Annotated in this window: 24 protein-coding genes and 2 pseudogenes; 9 read left to right on the top strand and 17 right to left on the bottom strand. The window is 69.8% G+C overall.

Features of this window, described 5'->3' with window-relative positions; all coding sequences use genetic code 11:
* Nucleotides 1–32: 32 nt before the first annotated feature.
* Together ACT1U9_RS30310 and ACT1U9_RS30315 are read right to left on the bottom strand one after the other, a co-directional pair.
* Nucleotides 33–1,091, bottom strand: coding sequence for a radical SAM protein (locus ACT1U9_RS30310; protein ID WP_444535814.1), 1,059 nt, complete (start codon nucleotides 1,089–1,091; stop codon nucleotides 33–35).
* 171 nt (nucleotides 1,092–1,262) lie between these two features.
* Nucleotides 1,263–1,895: a TetR family transcriptional regulator gene (locus tag ACT1U9_RS30315; RefSeq protein WP_444535815.1), complete on the bottom strand. Its 633-nt coding sequence runs from the start codon at nucleotides 1,893–1,895 to the stop codon at nucleotides 1,263–1,265.
* Nucleotides 1,896–2,017: 122 nt separating this feature from the next.
* Here ACT1U9_RS30315 and ACT1U9_RS30320 point away from each other — a divergent pair, with 122 nt between their 5' ends.
* The 8 genes and pseudogenes from ACT1U9_RS30320 to ACT1U9_RS30355 all read left to right on the top strand — a co-directional run bounded on the left by ACT1U9_RS30320 (nucleotide 2,018) and on the right by ACT1U9_RS30355 (nucleotide 11,195).
* Entirely contained in the window at nucleotides 2,018–2,803 is a 786-nt protein-coding gene (locus ACT1U9_RS30320; RefSeq protein ID WP_444535816.1) for an SDR family NAD(P)-dependent oxidoreductase, read from the top strand.
* Nucleotides 2,804–3,070: 267 nt separating this feature from the next.
* Nucleotides 3,071–4,456: a S53 family peptidase gene (locus tag ACT1U9_RS30325; RefSeq protein WP_188273651.1), complete on the top strand. Its 1,386-nt coding sequence runs from the start codon at nucleotides 3,071–3,073 to the stop codon at nucleotides 4,454–4,456.
* Between the two features lie 149 nt (nucleotides 4,457–4,605).
* Nucleotides 4,606–7,029: pseudogene (locus ACT1U9_RS30330) on the top strand (phosphoketolase family protein).
* A 36-nt stretch (nucleotides 7,030–7,065) separates the two neighbouring features.
* A complete protein-coding gene (locus tag ACT1U9_RS30335) occupies nucleotides 7,066–7,935 on the top strand; it encodes a class II glutamine amidotransferase (RefSeq protein WP_444535817.1) in 870 nt (289 codons plus the stop codon).
* Between the two features lie 31 nt (nucleotides 7,936–7,966).
* Nucleotides 7,967–8,767: a maleylpyruvate isomerase family mycothiol-dependent enzyme gene (locus ACT1U9_RS30340; protein WP_444535818.1), complete on the top strand. Its 801-nt coding sequence runs from the start codon at nucleotides 7,967–7,969 to the stop codon at nucleotides 8,765–8,767.
* Between the two features lie 141 nt (nucleotides 8,768–8,908).
* Nucleotides 8,909–9,652, top strand: coding sequence for a TetR/AcrR family transcriptional regulator (locus tag ACT1U9_RS30345; RefSeq protein WP_444535819.1), 744 nt, complete (start codon nucleotides 8,909–8,911; stop codon nucleotides 9,650–9,652).
* Between the two features lie 144 nt (nucleotides 9,653–9,796).
* Nucleotides 9,797–10,114 (top strand): hypothetical protein, encoded by a 318-nt coding sequence (locus tag ACT1U9_RS30350; RefSeq protein ID WP_444535820.1) that lies wholly within the window; start codon nucleotides 9,797–9,799, stop codon nucleotides 10,112–10,114.
* 10 nt (nucleotides 10,115–10,124) lie between these two features.
* Complete coding sequence (locus ACT1U9_RS30355; protein ID WP_444535821.1) at nucleotides 10,125–11,195, top strand: M14 family metallopeptidase; 1,071 nt, start codon at nucleotides 10,125–10,127, stop codon at nucleotides 11,193–11,195.
* A 49-nt stretch (nucleotides 11,196–11,244) separates the two neighbouring features.
* Here the strand turns inward: ACT1U9_RS30355 and ACT1U9_RS30360 are convergent, their stop codons facing one another.
* From ACT1U9_RS30360 to ACT1U9_RS30385, 6 genes are all read right to left on the bottom strand, one after another.
* Nucleotides 11,245–12,630, bottom strand: a complete 1,386-nt coding sequence (locus ACT1U9_RS30360; RefSeq protein WP_444535822.1) for a hypothetical protein — start codon at nucleotides 12,628–12,630, stop codon at nucleotides 11,245–11,247.
* A 6-nt stretch (nucleotides 12,631–12,636) separates the two neighbouring features.
* On the bottom strand, nucleotides 12,637–13,380 hold the full coding sequence (locus ACT1U9_RS30365; RefSeq protein WP_444535823.1) for a hypothetical protein: 744 nt from the start codon (nucleotides 13,378–13,380) through the stop codon (nucleotides 12,637–12,639).
* A gap of 33 nt (nucleotides 13,381–13,413) precedes the next feature.
* On the bottom strand, nucleotides 13,414–13,677 hold the full coding sequence (locus tag ACT1U9_RS30370) for an ABC transporter permease (protein ID WP_444535824.1): 264 nt from the start codon (nucleotides 13,675–13,677) through the stop codon (nucleotides 13,414–13,416).
* A 242-nt stretch (nucleotides 13,678–13,919) separates the two neighbouring features.
* Nucleotides 13,920–14,462, bottom strand: coding sequence for a hypothetical protein (locus tag ACT1U9_RS30375; RefSeq protein WP_444535825.1), 543 nt, complete (start codon nucleotides 14,460–14,462; stop codon nucleotides 13,920–13,922).
* Nucleotides 14,459–15,658, bottom strand: a complete 1,200-nt coding sequence (locus ACT1U9_RS30380; RefSeq protein ID WP_444539291.1) for a GDSL-type esterase/lipase family protein — start codon at nucleotides 15,656–15,658, stop codon at nucleotides 14,459–14,461. Before ACT1U9_RS30380 ends, ACT1U9_RS30375 begins: the two co-directional genes overlap by 4 nt.
* A 38-nt stretch (nucleotides 15,659–15,696) precedes the next feature.
* Nucleotides 15,697–16,266 carry a TetR/AcrR family transcriptional regulator gene (locus ACT1U9_RS30385; RefSeq protein WP_444535826.1) on the bottom strand — a complete coding sequence of 190 codons (570 nt, stop codon included), beginning with the start codon at nucleotides 16,264–16,266 and terminating at the stop codon, nucleotides 15,697–15,699.
* 71 nt (nucleotides 16,267–16,337) lie between these two features.
* Here ACT1U9_RS30385 and ACT1U9_RS30390 point away from each other — a divergent pair, with 71 nt between their 5' ends.
* Nucleotides 16,338–16,838: an FBP domain-containing protein gene (locus ACT1U9_RS30390; protein WP_444535827.1), complete on the top strand. Its 501-nt coding sequence runs from the start codon at nucleotides 16,338–16,340 to the stop codon at nucleotides 16,836–16,838.
* On the opposite strand, the gene ACT1U9_RS30395 is transcribed toward ACT1U9_RS30390, so the two are convergent.
* The 9 genes and pseudogenes from ACT1U9_RS30395 to ACT1U9_RS30435 all read right to left on the bottom strand — a co-directional run bounded on the left by ACT1U9_RS30395 (nucleotide 16,839) and on the right by ACT1U9_RS30435 (nucleotide 23,357).
* Nucleotides 16,839–17,519, bottom strand: a complete 681-nt coding sequence (locus ACT1U9_RS30395; protein ID WP_444535828.1) for a DUF899 family protein — start codon at nucleotides 17,517–17,519, stop codon at nucleotides 16,839–16,841.
* Nucleotides 17,520–17,608: 89 nt separating this feature from the next.
* Nucleotides 17,609–18,286 carry a response regulator gene (locus tag ACT1U9_RS30400; RefSeq protein ID WP_444535829.1) on the bottom strand — a complete coding sequence of 226 codons (678 nt, stop codon included), beginning with the start codon at nucleotides 18,284–18,286 and terminating at the stop codon, nucleotides 17,609–17,611.
* Nucleotides 18,283–19,566, bottom strand: a complete 1,284-nt coding sequence (locus tag ACT1U9_RS30405; protein WP_444535830.1) for a sensor histidine kinase — start codon at nucleotides 19,564–19,566, stop codon at nucleotides 18,283–18,285. The genes ACT1U9_RS30400 and ACT1U9_RS30405 overlap by 4 nt, the downstream gene beginning before the upstream one ends.
* Nucleotides 19,567–19,717: 151 nt before the next feature.
* A complete protein-coding gene (locus tag ACT1U9_RS30410; protein WP_444535831.1) occupies nucleotides 19,718–20,566 on the bottom strand; it encodes an ABC transporter permease in 849 nt (282 codons plus the stop codon).
* On the bottom strand, nucleotides 20,563–21,510 hold the full coding sequence (locus ACT1U9_RS30415; RefSeq protein ID WP_444535832.1) for an ATP-binding cassette domain-containing protein: 948 nt from the start codon (nucleotides 21,508–21,510) through the stop codon (nucleotides 20,563–20,565). The genes ACT1U9_RS30410 and ACT1U9_RS30415 overlap by 4 nt, the downstream gene beginning before the upstream one ends.
* 185 nt (nucleotides 21,511–21,695) lie before the next feature.
* Complete coding sequence (locus ACT1U9_RS30420) at nucleotides 21,696–22,010, bottom strand: gas vesicle protein K (RefSeq protein ID WP_444535833.1); 315 nt, start codon at nucleotides 22,008–22,010, stop codon at nucleotides 21,696–21,698.
* On the bottom strand, nucleotides 22,007–22,249 hold the full coding sequence (locus ACT1U9_RS30425) for a gas vesicle protein (RefSeq protein ID WP_444535834.1): 243 nt from the start codon (nucleotides 22,247–22,249) through the stop codon (nucleotides 22,007–22,009). Before ACT1U9_RS30425 ends, ACT1U9_RS30420 begins: the two co-directional genes overlap by 4 nt.
* A pseudogene (locus ACT1U9_RS30430) lies at nucleotides 22,246–23,020 on the bottom strand (GvpL/GvpF family gas vesicle protein). The gene ACT1U9_RS30425 and the pseudogene ACT1U9_RS30430 overlap by 4 nt, the downstream one beginning before the upstream one ends.
* Nucleotides 23,010–23,357 (bottom strand): gas vesicle protein, encoded by a 348-nt coding sequence (locus ACT1U9_RS30435; protein WP_444535835.1) that lies wholly within the window; start codon nucleotides 23,355–23,357, stop codon nucleotides 23,010–23,012. Before ACT1U9_RS30435 ends, ACT1U9_RS30430 begins: the two are co-directional and overlap by 11 nt.
* Nucleotides 23,358–23,365 lie beyond the last annotated feature (8 nt).

A 23,365-nucleotide genomic window follows, 5' to 3' on the forward strand; every position in this document is an offset into this window, starting at 1 on the left:
GTATGTGTACGGGCGGCGTGCCGCGCACTGACTCAGCGTGCGGTCGGTATGGGGAACACCGGGCGGCGGTCGATCCGGGCGCGGACCGCGTCCGAACCGAAGTGGTAGTCGATGCGCCGGACCGCCTCGGCCCAGCCCCGCATGGTGCCCGCGTGGGACAGTGCCTCGATGATGAACGGGTCGGTCCAGCGTTCCACCGCTCGGTGCCACAGCACGTCCGCCGGTTCCTCCAGGAGGCTGCCGACCGTGCCCTCGTAGATGAGCATGGCCCGCACCTGGCCGTCCGGTTCGATCTGGATCGCCTGGAAGTCGAGCCCGCGTTGCACCTGAGTGGGGTTCATCTGCAGCTCGACGTTGCTGGTGGTGTGGATGCGTACGGTCGAGGGCGCGAGGGACTGGAGATGGCGGTGGTGCTCGTCGCCCGCGAGCCAGGCGACCTGCTCGTCGGAGAGCAGTTCGTGCTCGACGAATCCGGCCCGGCTGCCGAGCCCGGACGGGATCGCGGCGCCGAAGTCGATCGACCGCAACTCCGGGAAGCGCGGCGCGATGTCGGTGCAGAACTCGTCCAGCCGCGTCGCGTTGCTGCGCACCACGACGCAGTCGATGCCGAACTCGATGGGGCGGCGGCCCTGTTCGCGCTGCCTGCGCGCGCCCGCGTCGAGCAGGGTCAGCGCGTCCATGGCCCGCGCGTAGGATCCGACCCGGCCGCGAATGCGGTCGTGCACCTCGGGCGTCGGACCGTCGAGGCTCACCACGACCCGGTGGCATACGCGCGCGAGCTCGTCCACCATCCACGGCTGGAACGTCCATCCGCCGGTGTACACGATCACCGGGATACCCGCCTGCGTCAGCCGGTCCGCGACCTCGAAGATGCCCTTGACCAGCAGCGGTTCACCACCGGCCAGGGTGATCAGATCCGGTCGCAGCGAGATGATCGCGTCGGCGATCCGGAGCATGTCGTCGTGGCCCACCTGCCGCGAGGGCCGCCTGCCGGACTCCGAGTAGCAGTGCGTGCAGCGCAGCGGACAGGCGTACGTGATGTCCCAGATGACGGACTGCGGATGGTCGGCGACCTCTGACGTGTGTGCCACGGCGTGTTCCCCTCATCCGCCCGGTGCGGCGGTACGTATCCCCCGTACAAGGACCGTGCAAGAACTGGCCACACCAGGCTAGAAGTGCTCAGGAGACCCCGGTATCCCTAATTCTGGGGATGGCGCGATGTGTTCATGACGCTGCCGATATCTGCAGGTCCGGGGTCCCTCTCAGTGCCCCAACAACCGCATCCCGCCGGTGAGTTCACGCAGGCACCGCACCGCCAGCGCGCCCGGGGAGCCGGGGCCCGTGGTCGGGGCGTCCGTCTCGGACCAGGTTTCCAGGGACACCCGGATCGCGTCGGTCGCCGCTGCCGCCGCGAGCCGTACCTCCAGGGGGTCCGCGTCCGGGCCGGCCAGCCGGGCGAGGACCGGCACCAGGCGCTCCTCGGAGTCCTGGTTGACCCGGTACCACACCGCCCGCAGCGCCGAGTCGGAGGCGCCGGCCCGCAACAGCCCACGGGTGCGGTCCAGTTGCTCGGCGCCTTCCTCGTCCTGGACCGCCAGCGCCTCGGTGACGGCTCGCTCCAGGGTTTCGGCGAGCGGGGCCGACGGGTCGGCTTCGGCGAGCAACGACCGCCAGCGTTCGGCGCCGCTGGAGAGCAACGGGGCGACGGCGTCCTGCTTGGAGCGGAAGTACCGGTAGAAGGTGCGCAGCGCGACCCCCGCCCGCTGGGCGATGGCCTCGGCGGTGGTGGCGTCGGGGCCGTGTTCGGCGAAGAGCTCGGCGGCTGCGCGGGCGATGTCGAGCTGGGTCGCCGCCTTGCGGCGCTCGGTGAGGGAGAGGGGCTGCTGGGTGCTCACCCGGCAAGCTTACGTCCCCCAGCAGCCAGGATGCATGAATGGCCATAGTGGCAAATCGTGCCACTTAGGCGTACCGTGCAAGAAGAGTGTTACCGAGATCGACATATACGGGAGCAGGACAGATGGAGCGTTACGCAGGCCGCCGTGCACTGATCACCGGCGGTGGCTCCGGCATAGGCCAGGCCACCGTGCTGCGGATCCTGGCCGAGGGCGGCCGGGTCGTCGCCGCCGACGTCAGCGAGGCCGGGCTCAAGGACACCGTCGAGAAGGCGGGCGTGCATGCGGACCGGCTCACCACGCTGGTCGTCGACATCTCCGACGAGACGTCCGTACGGGCCGGGGTCGCCGCCGCAGTCTCCGCCCTCGGTGGCCTGGACGTCCTGGTCAACGCGGCCGGCATCCTGCGCTCCTCGCACACCCACGAGACGAGCCTCGCCGACTTCAACAAGATCGTCGCGGTGAATCTCACCGGCACCTTCCTGATGATCCGCGAGGCCATCCCGGCGCTGCTCGAAGGCGACGGCCCGGCCGTCGTCAACTTCAGCTCCACCTCGGCCGCGTTCGCCCACCCGTACATGGCCGCCTATGCGGCGAGCAAGGGCGGCATCCAGTCCATGACCCACGCGCTCGCCGCCGAGTACGGCAAGCGGGGCATCCGCTTCACCGCCGTACAGCCGGGCTCGATCGCGTCGGGGATGACCGACGGCAGCGGCGCCAGCCGGGCCAGCACGGGGCCGGGCTTGCCCGAAGATGCCGACATGTCCCTCTTCATGAAGCTCGCCCCCGCACTCGGTCAGGGTTTCGCGGGCCCGGAGACGGTCGCCGGGGTGGTGGCCATGCTGGGGTCGGCGGACGGCGCGTTCATCACCGGTACGGAGATCCGTATCGACGGCGGTACGCACTACTGACGGCCGCTGGCCGTGGCAGGTAAAGGGTGTGGCCGGGTGGCCGGATCCCAGGGGGCCGCGATACGCCCGTTTTGTGAATCGCGGCTCCCTGACTACGGCTTGACGGCCCAATTGGTGGCCCATGAGGTGGTCATGAACCAATAAAGAAAGGCTCGCCAGGTAAAACGTTCGGCAATCGAGCGATAAACGTACTTGTCCTGCGCATGACGCTGCGGGTGGGATCACAGCAGCCGCCGAAGGCGGCAACCCTCCATACAAGGAGCATTCATGCGCAGAGCCCGTTCCCGGACACGCGTCGCCGCCACAGCACTTGGGGCCACCGCCCTGGCGACCGCAGCGGCGTTGACCGCGCCGCTGCCCGGGTCCGCCGTCGCCGCACCTGCCGCGACCCCGCACACCAAGGTTGTTCCGGCGATCGCCGGACACAACCTGGTCCGCGCGGTGGGCACCCCGCTCACGACGGAACAGTGCCAGACCAAGTGGAAGATAGCCTGCTACGGTCCGCTCCAGTACCGCCAGGCGTACAACCTCAACCCGCTGTACCACGCCGGTATCACCGGCAAGGGCCGCACGATCGTGATCGTGGACTCGTTCGGCTCGCCGACGATCCAGCACGACCTGGACGTCTACAGCAAGCAGTTCGGCATCAAGAGCTCCAAGGTCTCCGTGGTCAAGTGGGGCAACGTCCCCAAGTGGGACCCGAAGAACCCCGACATGACCGGCTGGGCCGGCGAGTCCACCCTGGACGTCGAGATGGCGCACGCGATGGCGCCCGACGCGAAGATCGTGCTCGTCGAGACCGCCGTCGCCGAGACCGAGGGCGTCACCGGTCTGCCGGAGATGATGGACGCCGAGAAGGCGATGATCGACCGCGGTGTCGGCGACGTCATCACCCAGAGCTTCGGCGCCACCGAGAACACCTTCCCGGGCTTCGACAAGGGTGACTTCTCCAGCATCCAGAAGCTGCGGTACGCGTTCAAGGACGCCGCCAAGCACGGTGTCACCGTGCTCGCCTCCTCCGGTGACGGCGGCGCCACGGACAACACCGCGGACGGCAAGGGCTACTACACCAAGCCGGTCAACTCCTGGCCGTCGTCCGACCCGTTGGTCACCTCGATCGGCGGCACCCAGCTGCACCTCGACGACCTGGGCAACCGCCTCAAGCCGGAGAGCGTGTACAACGACAACGGCGCGGGCGGCGGCGGCCAGTCGCACGTCTTCAAGCGTCCCGCCTACCAGAACGGCGTCCGTTCGGTGGTCGGCACCCAGCGCGCCACCCCGGACATCTCGATGGCCGCCGCGGTCAACGGCGGTGCCTGGGTGTACTCCAGCTACGACCCGACCGCGGTGGGCTGGGACGTGTCCGGCGGCACCAGCGAGGCGAGCCCGCTGTTCTCCGGCATCGTCGCGCTCGCCGACCAGGCGGCCGGTCACCGCGTCGGCAACATCCAGGACGCGCTGTACGCCCTGTACAAGCACGAGGGCTACAAGCGCTCCAGCGGTCTGGTCGACGTCAACGACGGTACGAACAACAGCTACCAGGGCGTCACCGGCTACACCGCGGTGAACGGCTACGACATGGCGACCGGCATCGGCACCATCGACGCCGCCCGCTTCGTCCCGGCCCTCGTCCGCGCGAGCCGTCACCACTGACGACCCGCACGGTGACGACTCCGGTCCCTCCCCGGCCGTTCAGGCCCGGGGAGGGACCGGCTTCGTTTCCGGGTGGCGCCCCGCCCGGATTGGCCGCCGACAGTCTGGCCTCGCTCCCGGTCGACCCGTACGACTGAAGGAGCCTGCGGATGGAACCCGCAGACGTCCATGAGCCACTGCTCGCATCCGTGGCTCACGACGTAGGAGGCACCGTGACGAAGGACCGACCGGCGGACCCGGAGCGGGAACCGGACGTGGGCTCCCTGGACGCCCACTGGCGGGCCGCGAACTATCTGTCCGCAGGCCAGATCTATCTGCTCGACAACCCGCTGCTGACCGAACCGCTGCGGCCCGACCACATCAAGCCGCGCCTGCTCGGCCACTGGGGCACTTCGCCCGGCCTCAACCTGGTGCACACGCACCTCAACCGGGTGATCAAGGAGCGCTCGCTGGACGCGATGTGCGTCTGGGGTCCCGGCCATGGAGGTCCGGCGGTCCTCGCCAACTCCTGGCTGGACGGCTCGTACGCGCGCGTATACCCGGACGTCGGCCGGGACGCGGCCGGGATGGCGAAGCTGTTCCGGCAGTTCTCCTTCCCCGGCGGGGTGCCCAGCCATGTGGCGCCCGAGACGCCCGGCTCGGTCCACGAGGGCGGCGAGCTCGGCTACTCGCTCTCCCACGCGTACGGGGCCGCGTTCGACAACCCCGGTCTGCTGGTCGCCTGTGTGATCGGCGACGGCGAGGCCGAGACCGGGCCGCTCGCCGCGTCCTGGCACTCCAACAAGTTCCTCGACCCGGTCCACGACGGCGCGGTGCTGCCGATCCTGCATCTCAACGGCTACAAGATCGCCAATCCCACCGTGCTCTCCCGGCTGCCCGGGGCCGAACTCGACGCGCTGCTGACCGGATACGGCCATGAGCCGCTGTACGTCACCGGCTCCGACCCGCTGAAGGTGCACCGGGCGATGGCGCGGGCGATGGACCTGGCCCTGGACCGCATCGCCCGCGCGAAGCAGTCCACCACCCGCCCGCGCTGGCCGGTGATCGTGCTGCGTACGCCCAAGGGATGGACCGGACCGGCCGAGGTCGACGGCGAACCCGTCGAGGGAACCTGGCGCGCCCACCAGGTGCCGCTCGCCAACGTTCGTGAAGACCCGGATCATTTGCGGCAGTTGGAGGCATGGCTGCGCTCCTACCGGCCGCAGGAACTCTTCGACGCCGACGGCCGTCCCTCGGCGCGGGTCCTGGCCTGCGTGCCGGACGGCGAGCGGCGCCTGGGCGCCAACCCGCACGCCAACGGCGGCGCGCTCACCCGCGATCTGCCCGTGCCGCCCCTGGAGCACTTCGCCGTCCCCGTCGACAAACCCGGCGCCACCCTGCACGAGCCGACCCGGGTGCTCGGCGGTCTGCTCGCGCAGATCATGAGCGACACGGCCGAGCGGCGTGACTTCCGTGTGGTGGGCCCCGACGAGACGGACTCCAACCGGCTGGGCGCGCTCTTCGAGGTCACCGGCAAGGCGTGGCAGGCACAGACCCTGGAGAGCGATCGGAACCTCGCCCGTGACGGCCGGGTGATGGAGGTCCTGTCCGAACACCTCTGCCAGGGCTGGCTGGAGGGCTATCTGCTGACCGGCAGGCACGGCCTGTTCTCGTCGTACGAGGCGTTCGCGCACATCGTGGACTCGATGGTCGGCCAGCACATCAAGTGGCTGCGGACCGCGCGCACGCTTCCCTGGCGCGCCCCCGTACCCTCCCTCAACTACCTTCTCACCTCGCACGTCTGACGCCAGGACCACAACGGCTTCTCGCACCAGGACCCCGGCTTCGTCGACCACGTATTCAACAAGAGCCCCGACGTCGTACGGGTCTATCTGCCGCCGGACGCCAACACCCTGCTGTCCGTGGCGGACCACGTGCTGCGCAGCCGCGACTACGTGAACGTGGTCGTCGCGGGCAAACAGCCCAGCTTCGACTGGCTCTCGCTCGACGAGGCCCGGGTGCACTGCGCGCGCGGCGCGGGCATCTGGGAGTGGGCCGGCACCGAGGACGGCACCCGCGAACCGGACGTCGTGCTCGCCTGCGCCGGGGACATCCCCACCCAGGAAGTCCTCGCGGCGGCCGAACTGCTGCGCGACCATCTGCCGGACCTGGTCGTACGCGTCGTGAACGTCGTCGACATGACGAAGCTGCTGCCCCGCGAGGAACACCCGCACGGGATGGCCGACTTCGAGTACGACGCGCTGTTCACCCGCGACCGGCCGGTGGTCTTCGCCTACCACGGCTACCCGTGGCTGATCCACCGCCTCGCGTACCGCCGCACGGGCCACGCCAATCTCCATGTACGCGGCTACAAGGAGTCCGGCACCACGACCACGCCCTTCGACATGGTCGTACGCAACGACCTCGACCGGTACCGCCTGGTCATGGACGTCATCGACCGGGTGCCACGGCTTGCCGTGCGCGCGGCGGCGGTCCGTCAGAGCATGGCCGACGCCCGCACCCGCCACCACGCCTGGATCCGCGCCCACGGCACCGATCTGCCCGAGGTCGCCGACTGGACGTGGAACGGCTGATCCACCCAATCGGCCCGCCGGGAATGGAGTAACACCATGTGCCGCCTGTTCGCCTTGACCAGCGCCCCACAGCGCACCCGTGCCACGTTCTGGCTCCTTGACGCCCCCGACAGCCTCAGCGACCAGAGCCGTCGCAACCCCGACGGGACCGGTCTCGGTTTCTTCGACGCCGGCGGCATCGCGCAGGTGCGCAAGGAGCGCATCGCCGCCTTCGAGGACCGCGCCTTCGCCGAAGAAGCCCGGCAGGTCCGCTCGGCCACGTTCCTCGCGCACATCCGGTACGCCTCCACCGGCGGCCTCGACGTCCGCAACACCCACCCCTTCGCCCAGGACGGGCGGCTGTTCGCGCACAACGGGGTCGTCGAGGGGTTGGACCGACTCGACGCCCACCTGGGCCCGGACCGCGCCCTCGCCATCGGCGACACCGACTCCGAGCGCCTCTTCGCCCTGATCACCAGGGAGATCCGGGCGCACCACGGAGACGTCGCCGCCGGTATCGAGCACGCGGTGCGCTGGGTCGCCGGTCACCTGCCCGTCTACGCCCTCAATCTCGTCCTCACCACACCGGACGAGCTGTGGGCGCTGCGCTATCCGGACACGCACGAGCTGTACGTACTCCAGCGCGCGGCAGGCGGTCACCACGGCACCCGGCACCTGGACCACAGCGGCAGCGTCGGACGGCTGCGCGTCCACTCCCGCGAGCTCGCCGAGGCGCCCGCGGTGGTGATCGCCAGTGAGCGGATGGACGACCACCCCGACTGGCGCCTGCTGGAGCCCGGTGAACTCCTCCGCATCGGCCCCGGCCTCCGCCCGGACCGCCGAATGGTCCTGCCCGACCCACCGGCCCAGCGCCTGCATCTGGCCGATCTGCGTCCCGAGGCCGCCGCCTCGCAGAAGCCCGTCTGAGCCCGTAGGTGTATATGCCACAGTGGGAGCCATGGACTACGTCGCGCAGTTCCACCGTGAGACCGAGGCACTGGAAGCCGCTGTCAGAAGGGAGTTGGCGACGGGGGGTGAGCAGACGCCGCTCGTTCCGTCGTGTCCCGGCTGGTCGCTGTCGGATCTGGTGATGCATCTGGGCTCGGTGCACCGGTACGTCATCCGTGTCATCGAGGAGCGGGCGCCGAGCCAACCCGACAGCACCGACCTCGCCTTCCTCCGCTTTCCCGGCGACGCAAAAGGCTGGCCCCACCCCGAACAGGCGCCGAATCGGGGCCCGTTGCCGCCCGGTCTCCTCGACTGGTTCGCGGACGGGGCGGCGAGACTGGAGCGGCTGTTCGCCACCCGCGATCCGCGCGAAGAGGTGTGGACCTGGTCGACGGAGCAGACCGTCGGCTTCTGGCAGCGGATCCAGGCGATCGAGGCGGCCGTGCACCGCTGGGACGCCGAGAACACGGTGGGAAAGCCCGGGCCCGTCGACACCCTCCTCGCGGTGGACGCCGTCACCCACACCTTCCGCGTCATGGCCCCGTTCCGGCGGGCCGTGCAGCAGGCGCCGCGCGGATCGGGCGAACGGATGCGGTTCCGGCAGAGCGACGGCGCAGGCATCTGGATCATCCAGTTCGAGGGCGACGAGGTCCTGGTCAACGAGGGAACCGCGTGCTGTGACGTCGAGTTGACCGCCACGGCGTCGGACCTGATGTTGTTCCTGTGGCAGCGCGTGCCCGCCGACCACTTGGAGGTCAGGGGAGACCGGTCCCTGCTGGACCGCTACTTCACCCTGGTCCCGCCGCTGTAGCGGGCTCGGCGGCGCTCGGGGTGGTTCAGGATGATTGAAGAGTGTATTTACCCTGTTTACCTTGTATCCTTATTTCTATCCCCCCCGACCGACCTGGGCACACCCGGCGGAGTCGGGAACGCACGCGATAGGGGTGCGGACATGGTTGAACAGGGCGGCCCCGAGAAAAGGGGGCGGCTGAGTCGTCCGCTGGTGCTCGCCGCGGCCGTCTCGCTGGTCGACCGCGACGGGCTGGCGGCGCTCACCATGCGCCGTCTGGCCGCCGACCTGGGCGTGGAGTCGATGGCCCTCTACCGGTACTTCCCCGGCAAGGAGGCCCTGGTCGACGGTTTGGTCGAAGCCTTCTTCGCCGAGGTCAACGACCGGCTGCGAAGCTCGGCCGAGGAGTCCCGGGCCGACCGGGACGCCGGGCCCGCCGACCAGGCCTGGCGCACCGAGCTGCGACGCATCTGCCGCACCTTCGCCGTGGTGGCCCACACCCACCCCGAGATCCTGCCCCTGGTGGCCACCCGCCCGCTCAGCGTCCCGGTGGCCCGGCGCCCGGCCCCGGCGCTCCAGCTCACCGAGCACATCCTCGCCGTCCTCGGCCGGGCCGGTTTCGACGACGCCACGGCGTTGCGGATCTACCGCGCCGTGGTGGCCTGGAACCTCGGCTCCCTCCTGGTCGACAAGCGCCAGGTCGTCGACGATCCCGACGAGCCCGACCCGATGCTGCGCCTGGGCCTGCACCGGCTGCCCGCCGCCGAGTATCCGAGGCTGCGCGCGCTCGTCCCGCTGTTCACCGAGTACGACGACGAGCAGGAGATGATCGCGGGCCTCGACGGCCTGCTCAGCCGGATGCCCGAGGCCCCGCTTGACTCGTTCTACGGCGGAAGCGCACGCTGAAGATACGAGGTATACATCGGGCATATCCAGACATCCGAACTACGCGTACGTCAGCGCCCGCGCCGTCGGCATCGCCGATGTGCGAGCTGATGTGAGAGCCGGCATCGCCGATGTGGGACCCGAGGGCGCCCGGAAGAGGTCGCCATGTCCACTGATCCGTACGAGCTTCTCCGTGTCCGTGTCACGGCCAAGGACGCCGATACCCTGCGCACGCTGTTGCGCGAGGCCCGTCCCGACGTCGGAGGCCGCCCCCGCCAGGGCGAGGACGGCAGCTTCAGCATCGACGCCTACGTATCCCCGGACGCAGCCGAAGCCCTCGAACGCGAGGGTGTGGTGGTCACGACGCTGGAGGACGCCGCGGCCACCGGACGCGCACGCCAGGCCGAGGTCGGCGCAGGGGACCGGTTCGCCGCGGCGGACGCGGTTCCGCGCGGACTGGCCCTCAAGGTGAAGGACACCTAGGAGGGACACCATGTCGTATCTCAACATCACCGAGGTCGAGTCCGCCGTGGCCAGTCTCGCCACCGCGTTCCCGGCCCAATGCGAGCTCGTCGACCTGCCCGAGCCCTCCGTCGAGGGCCGCGCCTGCCACGCCCTGCGGCTCGGCACCGCCCCCGCCGGGACCAACGACAGTGTCGTAATGATCGGAGGCGTGCACGCCCGCGAATGGGGCAGCTGCGAGATCCTCGTCCACCTCGCGGCCGACCTGCTCGAAGCATCCAGCACCGGTACGGGCCTCGCCTACGGAAACACGACCTTCACCTCCGCCCAGGTGGGGACCATCCTGGACAACCTGGATGTCGTCGTCTTCCCGCTCGTCAACCCCGACGGCCGGCACTACAGCCAGACCGTCCAGGCGATGTGGCGCAAGAACCGCGACCCCGCGAACTCGGGCGGCAGACCCAAGTGCGTCGGCGTCGACATCAACCGCAACTATGACTTCCTCTTCGACTTCGCCACCGCCTTCGACCCGACGGCGGGCCCGCAGGTCTCGGCCGATCCGTGCGACCCCCAGGTGTACGAGGGCCCGAGCGCGTTCTCCGAGCCCGAGACCCGCAACGTCCGCTGGCTCCTCGACACATATCCCAGGACCCGCTGGTTCGTCGATGTGCACAGCTACTCCGAGGACATCCTCTTCGTCTGGGGCGACGACGAGAACCAGTCGGACGACCCGGACAAGAACTTCCAGAACCCCGCCTACGACGGCAAACGCGGAGTCGCCGGTGACCTGGCCTACGCGGAGTACATCCCGAAGGAGGACGCCGACAACTCGGTCCTGCTCGCGGAGCGGTTCTGCCGGGCGCTGCACGGTGTACGCGGCCGTACCTACACCCCGATGTCCGGCTTCCACCTCTACCCGACCAGCGGGACCAGCGACGACTACGCCTTCTCGCGCCACTTCGTCGACCCCGCGAAGGGCAAGGTCCTCGCCTTCACCGTCGAGTGGGGCAAGAGCTTCCAACCGCCGTGGACGGAGATGGAGCGGATCGTCCTGGACGTCGACGCCGGGCTCGTGCAGTTCTGCCTGACGACTCAGGAATAGCGCGTAGTTGAGGCGCCCACTCGCCGAGTGGGCGCCTCAACTACGGGCTCTACGCTGCCCGGTGGAAGAAGAACGGGTCGATCGACGGCGGCACGCGGGTCACGTTGTCGAGGTCGAGCAACTGGTGGTGCACGAAGTCGGCGTGGCGCTGATACGTCACACCGGCCGGGAAGTTGGCGTTGTCAGGGGTGTTGTTCCCCGAGAACACTCCGTAGAAGTCCTTCCCGATCGACAGCAACCGCATGTAGTCGCCGAGGAACGGCAGGCCCTGGGTGATGGGTACGTTGGCCGGTGCCTGGTGCAGCACCTGCCGCTGCGCCGGTGTCTGCCAGCTGTCGGCCGTCGTCTCCAGTGCCGTCACCCACTGCGCCTGCGCGAACTGCTGGTAGCTGAGTCCGACCAGGGAGCCGGAGTTCACCGCGAGCGCCGGGTTCTTGGCGTTGGTGATGGTGCGCAGATCGTCGGACCAGGTCTGCCCGTGGTCGGTGGAGTGCCGTACGTGCAGCGTGTAGTCGACCCCGGTGAGCCCGCCCACGCGGTCGCACCAGGCGATGTACACGTTGCCGGCGTCCGCCGGGTCCACCGCGATGGACAGGTCGCCGCCGAGGCGGTCCTGGCCCATGGAGGCGTTGAACTTCACGAACCGTTTGGTCGCCACCCGCTGGCCGACGATGCTGTCGGCCGCGTCCGTGAGGTCCTGGAAGGGTTTGGCGCCGACTCCGCCGTTGTCGTCACGGGTGACCACGACGTCGAAGGTGACGTTGGGCCCCTGGGTGTTCTGCCAGCTCTCGAACGCCGCGTACACCGTCCCACTGGGGTGCAGGGCGATCCGGATCGGTGGCCCGTCCTGGCCCGCGGTTCCACGCCGTTCGATCGGAACGGGTGCGAACCCGGCCGGTGCCGGCGCCGTCCGGGCATCGCCCGAGACGTCGACGGTCGCGGTCTTCGCGCTGTGTCCGACGTTGTTGTTGCCGACGTAGACACGGTCGTGGCTTGCGCCGTTGACGCCGACGCTCCCGGCCACGACCCAGGGCTGGTCCTCCGAGTCCCGGGAGACGAGGATGTCCATGGGTGCGGTCGAGGCGATGTTCGGTGCGCGCAGGATCTGCATTCTCAGGATGTTGTGCTCGGCGGCCTTGCCGTTGAGGATGCCCGCGTACAGGGCGCCTCCCTCGGACGCGAAGCTGACCGAGATGTCCCCGGTGCCTATGCCGTCGTCGCCGCCGGGAACGATGCTTCTGAGCACCCAGGTGTCCCCGCCGTCGGTCGACACGTAGACCGGGGCGAACGGGCCTCCCATCGGGTCGGGGGTGAACGCGGTCGCGACGATCTCGGTGGGCTTCTCGGGGTTGACCGCGAGGCTGGGCTCAGCGTCCTGGGTCGTTTCGCCGCTCAGGGCGACAGGGGTGATGTTGACGACCTTGAGGGTGGACATACGGGCTCACCTCCTTGCCGCCTGCAGTGCGTCGAGCTTCTGCACCGGCTGGTAGTCATCGGGATGGAGGAGCTGGAACGGCGCCTGCCGACTCAGGTCGCCGGTCGTGGCGTGCAGGATCCACATGCCCTCCTGTGATGCCTTCGGCTTCGGCACCTTGTACCAGCGGAAGTCCTGGCTGTTGGGGTAGAGCACGGCGATCTTCCCGGAGGGGACCTCTCCCCGCTCCACGTGTTCCACGTCCAGTTGCGCACGCCACCAGTCGGGGGAGTGCTCGGAGGCCTGGAAGCCGTCCGCCTGCTCCAGGCTCACCACGACGCCGACCACCACGGCGTCCGCGTCCCCGGCGTGGGCGGCCATGTCCGCGTCACGGATCTCGCGCTGGACCGCGGAGAACGGCATCGCGTTGGCGGTGGTGGCGGCCAGGGCGACGTGTTCCTGGACGGCGTCGGCGGGCAGCCGTCCCACCTCGGTCACGGCCAGGCTCTCGCCGTAGACCATTCCCTGGGTGAAGAACGCGGCCGACTCGCCGAGCGCCGGCGGGTCGACCTCGCTGGACAGCTGAACGGTGATCTCGGTGCCCGCGAGCCGTTTGAAGGCGTCGGGTGCGTGCAGTACCTGGTCGACCTGGACCACTGCCGTACGGTCGTCGACCGGCAGGGCCGTCATGCGCGCGCTGCCGAGCCGGATGACCGTACCGAGAAAACTCAGCGGGGCCTTTCGGACGAGTGCGGTGACATCCTCGGGCATGGCAATCCTCCTCTCGCATCGAGCCCGGCGTCGCTACCGCACGGCGTGTGCGGTGACCGGGTGCGTTCTACGCCATTCGCTCCTCGCGCCGAGCGCGCAGAGGACGGTGACCAGGGCCGTCGCGGCGACGACGAGCCACTCGACGGCTCCGCTGCCGGTATCGGGATCGACCCCCAGAAGCAGTTCGATCCAGTCCCGCCAGACGAGCGTGACCAGGAACAACGCCCCGGAAAGGCTCCCCAGGACGGTCTCCAGCCAGAAGCGCGTGCGGATGGTTCGGTCAGTTTGGAGGGGCATCTCGCGGCCTCCCTTCGGGGGAGTGCGGTGACCGCGCCGACGCACCGCCCACGCGGGGCGCCGGCGCGGCGTACGGGGTCGGGGCTCGTATCCACGCCCGCACCGCTGCCCGCGTCCACTCAGCGAGGCGCGGCAGCGAAGCGGTAGGGAACCCGACGTCTCCGACGTATACCTACGAGGCACACATACTTCGTATACCAGTCTCCGCGCGGCAAAGACCCGGGTCAAGTGCCAGTTGTCGGCTAGCCGCGCCGGTGGTCGGCGATCTCGGCGGGGACGGTGCCGAGCCACCACGTGGAGTCGGCGGTGCCGTCGGTGGTGCGGCCGTCGTGGTGGACGTAGTGGCGCACATCGCGGCCGGGTTCGGCGAACTCGCCGTTCAGGGCGCGCTCGATCCATTCGGCACCGAAGCGGAAGACCTCGGCCGCCACACCGCCCAGCGGGTGGAACTCGTTCTCGTACACCCGCATCTCCTTGGGTGCCCCGATGCGCTCATAGCTGGCCAAGGCCTGTTCCAGCCGGGTGAGTTCGTCGAACTCGCCGATGCCGTACAGAACCGGGCAGGTGATGTCGCGGACCAGGTCGCCCAGCGGCATACGGGCGGACAACTCGCGGTCGAACGCCTCCTCGTCGGTGTACCCGGCCATGTACATGTAGTTGTTCTTGAAGCTGGGCTGGGCGTGCTCGAAGATGGTCCGGAAGTCGCCGGTGACGGCCTCGAAGGCGGCCAGCGCGGCGAGTCGGCGGTCGGTGGCCGCGGCGCGCGAGCCCCAGTAGCCGCTCATGCTGATGCCGAACATCCGGGTCGGTCAGCGAACGGTCCCTCCACAAAGGCCAGTTGGGCGAACCGTTCGCCCATGCGGTGGTGGGTGGTGGCGTCCGGGTGGAGCCCGTCGGGCAACGGGAGTTCGGTGGTGTCGGGCTCGTCGTAGAGCGCGCGGCCGTCGAGGTAGTGCAGGTTCGGGTCGTCCGCCCTCCGTTGCTCCACGATCCGGGACAGCTCGTCGCGGATGACGTTCAGGGTCAGCTTTCCGCTCGCGCGCTCCGCCGGGTCGCCCGTCGCCGCGAACTGGAGTTGTCCGGTGCCGAGGGCGGTGACGTCGAAGGTGCTGGGGCCGGGGGTGTCCTCGTGGATGGGGCACAGGATGGGGGAGACGACCAGCAGCGGTGCGGTGGGGTGGCCTTCGCGGATGGTGTCGAGGAAGCCGTGGACGGCGGGGGTGAAGGCGCGCAGCCGCATCAGGTCGGTGTTGACCAGGTTGAGGCCGATCTTCGCGCTGATCAGGTCGGCGGGGGTGTCCCGCAGCGCGCGGGCGGTGAACGGGTCGAGCAGCGCGCTCCCGCCGAAGCCCAGGTTGATCAGCTCCACTCCGCCGAGGGAGGCGGCGAGCGCGGGCCACGTGGTGGTGGGGCTCGCCGCGTCGGAGCCGTGGCTGATCGAACTGCCGTGATGGAGCCACACTTTGCGGCCCCGGTCCGGTACGGGCTCGACGGGGGCGTCGGTGCGCAGGGCGACGAGCTCGGTGGTCTCGTTGTGCGGCAGCCAGATCTCGACGTCCTTGTCGTGGTCGGGCAGACCGGTGAAGCGGAGGGTGCCGGGCGGACCGGGGCGGTTCTCTACAGTCCCGGTGGTCATGTCGATGGTCAGGGTGTTGCCGCCGGTCACATGGTCCTGGGCTGCCAACTCGCCGTCGACCAGCAGGTCGTACACACCGTCCGGGCGGGGCGGGGCACCCACGTAGACCCGCTTGGTGGGTACGGTGTCCAGCTCGACAGCCGTCGCCCTGGTCCGGAAGACCAGCCGTACGCCTGAGGGTTGGGACTCCGCCATGGCCAGCTGCCCGTCGGGGCACTGGGCGCGGGCCCGGGCGGGCAGCCGGTGCGGCAGCAGCCCGTGCGCGGTGCGTTCCAGGTCGAGGGCGCCGCGCACGATGTCCGCGGTGATGGGCGTGGTGATCAAGGCGTGCTCGGTGGAGTGCATGGTCTCGGCGGGTTCGTACGGTGGGAGTGGCTGTGCGATCACGGTGCGGGCCAGTTGCGCAGCAGGGCGTCGAGCGCGTCGAGGATCCGCGTCCAGGTCTGCTGGGTGTCGGGGGCGCTGTGGCTGAAGCCGCCTCCCAGTTCCAGGCTGACGTAGCCGTGGAAGACGCTGCCGAGCATCCGGACCGCGTGCGTCTGGTCCGGCTCCGGCAGGTCGTAGCCGCGCAGGATCGCCCGTGTCATCTGTGAGTGCCGCATGCCCGCGCTGGCGGCCGCCGCCTCCGGGGCGAGCCTGAGCTGGGACGCGGCGTAGCGGCCCGGGTGTTCGCGGGCGTAGTCGCGGTAGACGTTCGCGAGGGCGGTCAGGGCGTCCTTGCCGGCCCGTCCGGCCAGTGCGTCGGAGGCCCGGTCGGCCATCTCTTCCAGGGCCAGTAGAGCGATCTTGGTCTTCAGGTCCTGGGAGTTCTTCACATGCGAGTACAGGCTCGCGACCTTGACGTCGAACCGTCTGGCCAGCGCCGAGACGGTCACCTGGTCGAACCCGACCTCGTCGGCCAGCTCCGCCCCCGCCCGGGTCAGGCGTTCCGTGGTCAGTCCTACCCGTGCCATAACCATCCTCTCGTTCGACAGAACCCATTATGTATTTGCCTAAAGCTTTTAGGCAAACTAGCGTGAGCTTTATGAAGCAACTGACCGAGCAAGAGATCCGTACCGCGTTCGTGAACTGCACCAAGGGCGAGGCGAAGCGCCTGTCCGTCCCGCGCGACCTGGCCGAGCGGCCCTGGGACGACCTGGACTACCTCGGCTGGCGCGACCCGCAGGCCCCCGACCGCGCGTACCTCGTCATCGAGTCGGCCGACGGCCGTCCGCAGGCCCTCGCGCTGCGTTGCCCCAGCCCGGCCGCCACACAGATGCGCCGCAGCATGTGCTCGATGTGCCTGACCACCCACTCCGGCGGCGTCTGCCTGATGGTCGCGCCGAAGGCGGGCAAGGCCGGTCAGCAGGGCAACTCGGTCGGCGCCTACATATGCAGCGACCTCGCCTGCTCGTTGTACGTACGGGGCAAGAAGGACGCGGGCGTCGGCGCACGTCTCCAGGAGTCGCTGACGCCGGAGGAGAAGATCCAGCGGACCGTCGCGAACGTCGCCGCGTTCATCGCTAAGGTGACGGCGACCGTGTGACTACGAGTAGCTCAGCTCCGCATACCAGTCGCCCCGGCCTCGCCGTGTGAGGTCGAGGAAGTGCCACACCGGGCTGAGCAGGTCGATGCCGCGCTGATCGATGTCGTCGGACATCCGGGGGTGCACGGAGTAGGCGTGGTGGATCGCGTCGCCGTCGCGCGTGAACACCGACACCGTCGAGTCCTGGTTGCCCTCGGCGTCCTCGCTGGCGAGGTCGTACTTGAAGGTGCTCGATCCGGCGCTGAGCAGGCGCAGATTCGTCCATCCGCGGTTTCGCGCGTGCGTGCGCAGTGCGGGCAGGTCGGCCGCCGCGACGACGGCGAAGTCGACGTTGCGCGCGAGGTGGTGGGCGATGCCGTTGAACCCGTCGATCCACATCGTGCACATGGGGCACGGCTGCGTCTGCGCCTTGCCGTACATGAGGTGGTAGACGACCAGGTCACGCCCGGGCCCGGTGAACAGCTCACTCAGTCGTACGGTGTTGGTCGGCGCATCACCGGCGTCGAGGTCCGAGGGGCCTTCCTCGAACGCGTAGTCCTCGACGACGGGCCCGAGCGGCAGCCGTCGACGCAGCTCGGCGACCCGTTCGCGGTGGCGCATCAGCTCGATCTCGGCGTTGCGCAGTTCCTCGCGGGCGTCGACGTACGCGGCCGACTCCCCGGTGAGGTTGGTCTGGCGCATCGCTACCTCCTGGACGTGTCCGCACCATTGTCGGCTCGCGGACCGGGCCTCGCCAGGCGGCGGGCGCGTCCTCCGTCGATACGGACCGATCAGTCCATCGGGTTCGGACGCGCGAGCCCCAGGTCGTACGCGAAGATCACGGCCTGGACCCGGTCGCGCGCGCCGATCTTGGCCAGGACCCGGCCCACGTGCGTCTTGACGGTGGACTCGGACAGGACGAGCCGCGCGGCGATCTCGCCGTTGCTCCAGCCCTGCCCGATGGCCACCAGGATCTCGCGCTCGCGGTCGGTGAGGGAGCGAAGGCGGGGGTCGGTGTGGGGCTCGGGGTTCGGTGTGGAGCAGGGCAGGTGTTGGGCGTAGGTGTCGAGGAGGCGCCGGGTGAGGGCGGGGGCGATGACCGCGTCGCCGGCGGCCACGGCACGGATCCCGGACAGCAACTCCTCCGGACGCGCGTCCTTGAGCAGGAAACCGCTGGCCCCGGCACGCAGAGCGGCATGCGCGTACTCGTCCAGGTCGAAGGTCGTCAGGACCAGGACATGGGAGCGCCCGCCCGAGGCGATGATGCGGCGCGTGGCCTCGATGCCGTCCATACCCGGCATACGTACGTCCATGAGGACCACGTCGGGGCGCAGCTCCGCCGCCTTGCGCACGGCCTCGGCGCCGTGCGAGGCCTCGCCGACCACGTCGGTGTCCGGGACGCTCTCCAGAAGCATGCGGAAACCGAAGCGTTGCAGTGGCTGATCGTCCACGAGGAGCACGGTGGTCATGGCGTACCGCCCTCGGCTGCGGGGAGCGGTGCGAGATCGAGGGCCGCCTGTACGGTCCAGCCCGCGCCGGGACCGGGTCCCGCGACGACACTGCCGCCGTACAGCGCCGCCCGTTCGCGCATGCCCACCAGACCGTGTCCTTCCTCGTGCGGTGAACCGGCCCGTATCGGACCGCCGGGCGGCCCGGTGTCCTGGACCCGGATGTGCAGCCGCGTGCCCTCCTTGGTGAGCGCGAGGCGGACCCGGGTGTCGGCGCCGGCGTGCTTGAGGCTGTTGGTGAGTGCTTCCTGGACGATCCGGTACACCGTCAACTGCACGCCGCTGTCGAGGACTTCCACGTCGCCGCCGGTGCGGTAGGCGATGTCCGGTCCGGCCGCGCGGATACGGTTGCACAGTGCGTCGATGTCGCTGATGCCCGGCTGGGGGCGGAACGCGGGAGCGTCGGCCTCCTCGCGCAGGACGCCGAGCATACGGCGCAGCTCGCCCAGCGCCTGACGGCCGGTGTCGCCGATGAGCTGGAGTGCTTCCTTGCTGCGGTCGGGGGCGATGTCCGAGGCGTACGTACCCGCGTCGGCGAGGGTGACCATGACGGCGAGGTTGTGGCCGACGATGTCGTGCATCTCGCGGGCGACCCGGGTGCGTTCGGTGGCCGTGGCCAGTTTGCTGCGCTGGTCGCGTTCGATCTCAAGCCGGGCCGCGCGCTCGCGCAGACCGGCGAGCTGCGCCCGTCGGATCCGCACCGCGAGCCCTACGGCGACGGCCGCGATCGCGGTGCTGAAGAGGAAGAACAGCGCGTCCCAGACGGACACCACGGAGGACACGCCCACGGCGACCAGCGCGAGGCCACCGGCCATGGCAGCGCAGGCCCAGGGCAGCCGCCGCAGCTCCCCGTGCAGGGTCAGGCTGTACAGCGCCACGAGCAGCGCGACATCGGCGCGCAGCGCGACCCCGAGGGACCACTGGAGGAGGAAGACGGCCGCGATGACGGCGAACGCCACGGAGGGCTTGCGGCGCCGCCACAGCAGCGGCAGCACCAGTCCGACCTGGAGCGCCAGCATCCCGGCGACGGGCGGGCGGGTGAACCTCAGGGCGATGTCGTGACGGTCGTGGTCCCCGTCCCTCAGATCCGGCAGACAGAACATCAGGAAGATCACCACCACGACGGCCGTGTCCAGCACCCACGGACGCGCGCGGTCCGCCTGCCGCAGCCGCTGGCCGGCCTGGGCCAGGCGGGCGACCAAGGGGCTCATTCCGGCGGTGTCGTCGCTGGTCACGGTCATCGTCTCGGGTGTCACCTGTCCATGAGGCACATCGGGAGCCAGGCGCATGGGGCCCGGCGCATCGGTGCGGCACCCGGGCGAGCCGGGTGCCGCACCGACAGCGGAGGATACGCGCCGTACCTGAGCGGCAGGTGTACCCGAGCCCCGGACGTCAGGCGTCGCTGCGCACCAATCGGTACGCGGCCCCCGCAAGCGCCAGCACGGTCCAGCCGATGAAGACGGCGAGTCCGGCCGTCGGCGACAGGGCGGTGCTGTCGTGGGTCAGGGCGAACATCGACTCGCCCGCGTGACTCGGCAGATACGGGGTGATGTCGTCCTTCCAGGAACTCGGCAGCAGCGACATCAGCCCCGGCACCAGCATCAGCGTGCCGACCAGCACCGAGATGCCGCCCGCCACGGAGCGCAGCAGCGCGCCGAGGGCGGCGCCGATCACCCCGACCAGGCCGAGGTAGAGGCCCGCGCCCAGCAGGCTGCGCACCACACCCGTGTGCGAGATCGTCATGGCTGCCGGTGTGCTGGTGACGATATTGCTGGCGATCAGGAACGTGACGAACGCGCCGACCGTGGCGACCACCAGCGCGACCAGGCCGAACACCGCCGACTTGGACCACAGCACCGGCAGGCGGCGCGGGACGGCGGCCAGCGTGGAGCGGATCATGCCGGTGGAGTACTCGCCCGCCGTGACCAGCACGCCGAGCACGCCCAGCGCCAGCTGCGCGAAGTTCGTACCGAACAGGGAGAGGCTGACCGCGGTGGAGTCCGCCCAGTCCTTGTCCATGTGCCGGCCGGAGTCGAAGTGGGACTTGAACTGCGCCGCCGCGATGATCCCGAAGGCCACCAGGAACAGCAGGCCCAGACCGAGCGTGATCCACGTGGAGCGCAGCGACCACAGCTTGGCCCACTCCGAGCGCACCACCCGGGGCCCGGTCACCCGGTAGGCCGGACGTGCGGCAGGCGCGGGCGCGGGGGCGGATGTCTCGGTCGCGGTGATGGTGCTCATGCCGCCCTCCCGGGGGTCTCGGCGTCGGCGACGACGGTGGTGGAGCCGTGGTACTCGACGGCATCCCTGGTCAGGTCCATGAACGCCTCTTCCAGCGACACCGTCCGCGCGCTCAGCTCGAAGAGCGCGATCCCGTGCTCGGCCGCCGTCAGCCCGATCTCGCGCGCTGTCAGCCCCGTCACGTGCAGCTCTTCGGAGCCGGCGTGACCGGTGATGTCGACACCGGGACCGGCCAGCGCCTCCCGCAGCCGCGCCGGATCGGCGCTGGCCACCTTCACGGTGTCGCCCCCGACCTCGCGGATCAGGTCGTTCACGGTGGTGTCGGCGAGCAGCCGCCCGCGCCCCACGATGATCAAATGGTCCGCCACCAGGGCCACTTCGGTCATCAGATGGGAGGAGACGAAGACGGTACGGCCCTCGCCCGCGAGCTGGGTGAGCAGATTGCGTATCCAGAGCACGCCCTCGGGGTCGAGACCGTTGACCGGCTCGTCCAGCATGATCGTCTGCGGATCGCCGAGCAGCGCCGCCGCGATACCGAGGCGCTGGCCCATACCGAGCGAGAACGCCCCCGCCCGCTTCTTGGCCACACTGCCCAGACCGGCCAGCTCGATGACCTCGTCGACCCGGCGGCGCGGGATGCCGTGCGTGAGCGCGAGCGCGTTGAGGTGGTTGTACGCGGAACGTCCGGGGTGGATGGACTTGGCCTCAAGCAGCGCGCCGACCTCCTGCAACGGGGCGGCGTGCTGGGCGTATCGGCGACCGCCGACGGTCACGGAACCGCTGGTCGGAGCGTCGAGGCCGACGATCAGGCGCATCGTGGTGGACTTGCCCGCGCCGTTGGGTCCCAGGAAGCCGGTGACGGTGCCGGGCCGGACGACGAAGTCGAGGTGGTCGACCGCCGTCTTCTCCCCGTACCGCTTCGTCAGCTGGTGTGCCTCGATCATCGTTCTGTCCTTCGCCTCCGGGTGCCAGACCGTCCTGGCCCGCTACACCGGCGACGCTAGGATCCCGGCGGCCCCGATCCGTGGTACCGGGGAGTGAACTCCCGGGCGCGTGTAGTACCGCGGTACTACGTAAAGGGGTGCTGTGCCGGGGCGTCCGTGATGTCGAGGAACACCTGGTCGTACGTCTAAGTCTCCTTGGGGAGCAGGGGGCCGAGCGGGCCGAGGTCGATGTTGAGGTCCTCCGGACGCAGCCCGAACCTCGACCTCAGCTCGCCCATCCGGTCGTCGAGCAGCATGAGGGTGAGCCCGATGCGCTCCTCCTGATCCTCCGTCAGCTCGCCTGACTCGACCCGCCGCAGGGCCTGGCGCTCCATGAGCTGCCGCAGCAGCTCCACGACGGTCAGGACCAGCCGTGCGATATCGCGTTCCACGGTGTCGGGGTCGAGCTCCACCCGGCGCCGCCGACCTGTCCGGGTGCAGTTGCTCCTGTCGATGCTCATGGCGTCTTCTCCGGCTCGTCGAACGGTTCGTCGGTCGGGTCGTCGAACTCCACGAAGGGTGACGGGACTTGGGCGCTGACCGAGCTCACGAGAGCGTTCAGGCCGATCCGTACGAGGTCCACGTCCGCGATCCGCAGCGTGAGGTCGCCCGCGATGACCACGCCGCCCGCGAGCAGCCGGTCGAGCAGGTCGACCAGGGCGACCTCGCGCTGTGCGAGGACCCCGCCGCCGCCCGTCATGTCTCCCTCTCGGCGTCGTGACCGGCCTCGCCCGCGAAGGAGTAGGGCGCCCAGGGGCCGGTCAGCTCGACGCGTATGCCGTCGGTGTGCGGAGTGAGCTGCCGGACCGTCGCGACGAACTCATCGCTCTGTTCGCGCGGCACCAGATAGGCCGCGTTGAGGACGTTCTCCCCGGGATCGCCGGACAGGCGGGCGTTCTGCGGCCGGTGCAGCCGGCCCGCCTCGGCCCGCCCGCTGAGCTCGGTGTGCAGTGTGCGCGACACCGCGTCGGCCCGGCGCCACACCTCTTCGCGGGAGCGCCGCTGACCGAGCCGCCGCCGCAGATACTCCCGACCGTCGGCCGGCCTCGTACTGGTGGGGGCCTCACCGGCCGGTGTCCGCGTACACCTTCACGCCCCATTCGACACGCCCGTCAAGGCGTTCCAGAGCTCGTACGAAACCGGCGCGCCCGGAGTCGAGCAGTCGGCGCACCCCGTCCTCGCCCCGACATACCGTGGCGAGCCGGAGCGGCACCGCGCAGGTCACCGAGAACAGTGCCCCGATCACCTCCTGGTGGGTGGTGGCGGTGGCGGCGAGCCAGTCCAGGTCCTCCAGATGGTCGCGGAGCGGGATCGCGTCGAAGTCCTCGGCGTGCACCGGGCTCACCACGGCGCACAGCCCACGGTGTTCGACCGACCGGGGCGGTGTGCCGTCGAGGCCGCACACCCCGTCGGGCAACGGACCCGCGGAAGGCCGCACCACCGCGTACACGTACAGCAGATCACTGCCCATCGCGCAGCTCCTTCACAGACTCCGGTCCCCGTGCCGATTCCAGCTCGGCGATGCGCGCCTTCAACTGCTCGTTCTCCGAGGAGAGTTGACGCCCGCGGGCGCTGACCGAGAGTGCGGGGTCGTCCTCCCACCAGTCGATGCCCATCTCCTTCGCCTTGTCGATGGAGGCGATGACGAGCCGCAGTTTGATGGTGAGGAGCTCGATGTCGAGGAGGTTGATACGTATGTCCCCGGCGATGACGATCCCCTTGTCGAGGACGCGCTCCAGGATGTCGGCGAGGTTGGCGCTGCCGCCGTCGGACGAGTACGGGTCGGGGAGCCGTCGCGGGGTCGACATCAGCGCCT

The sequence above is a fragment of the Streptomyces sp. BR1 genome (assembly GCF_052373795.1).
In the GTDB taxonomy this organism is placed as follows: domain Bacteria; phylum Actinomycetota; class Actinomycetes; order Streptomycetales; family Streptomycetaceae; genus Streptomyces.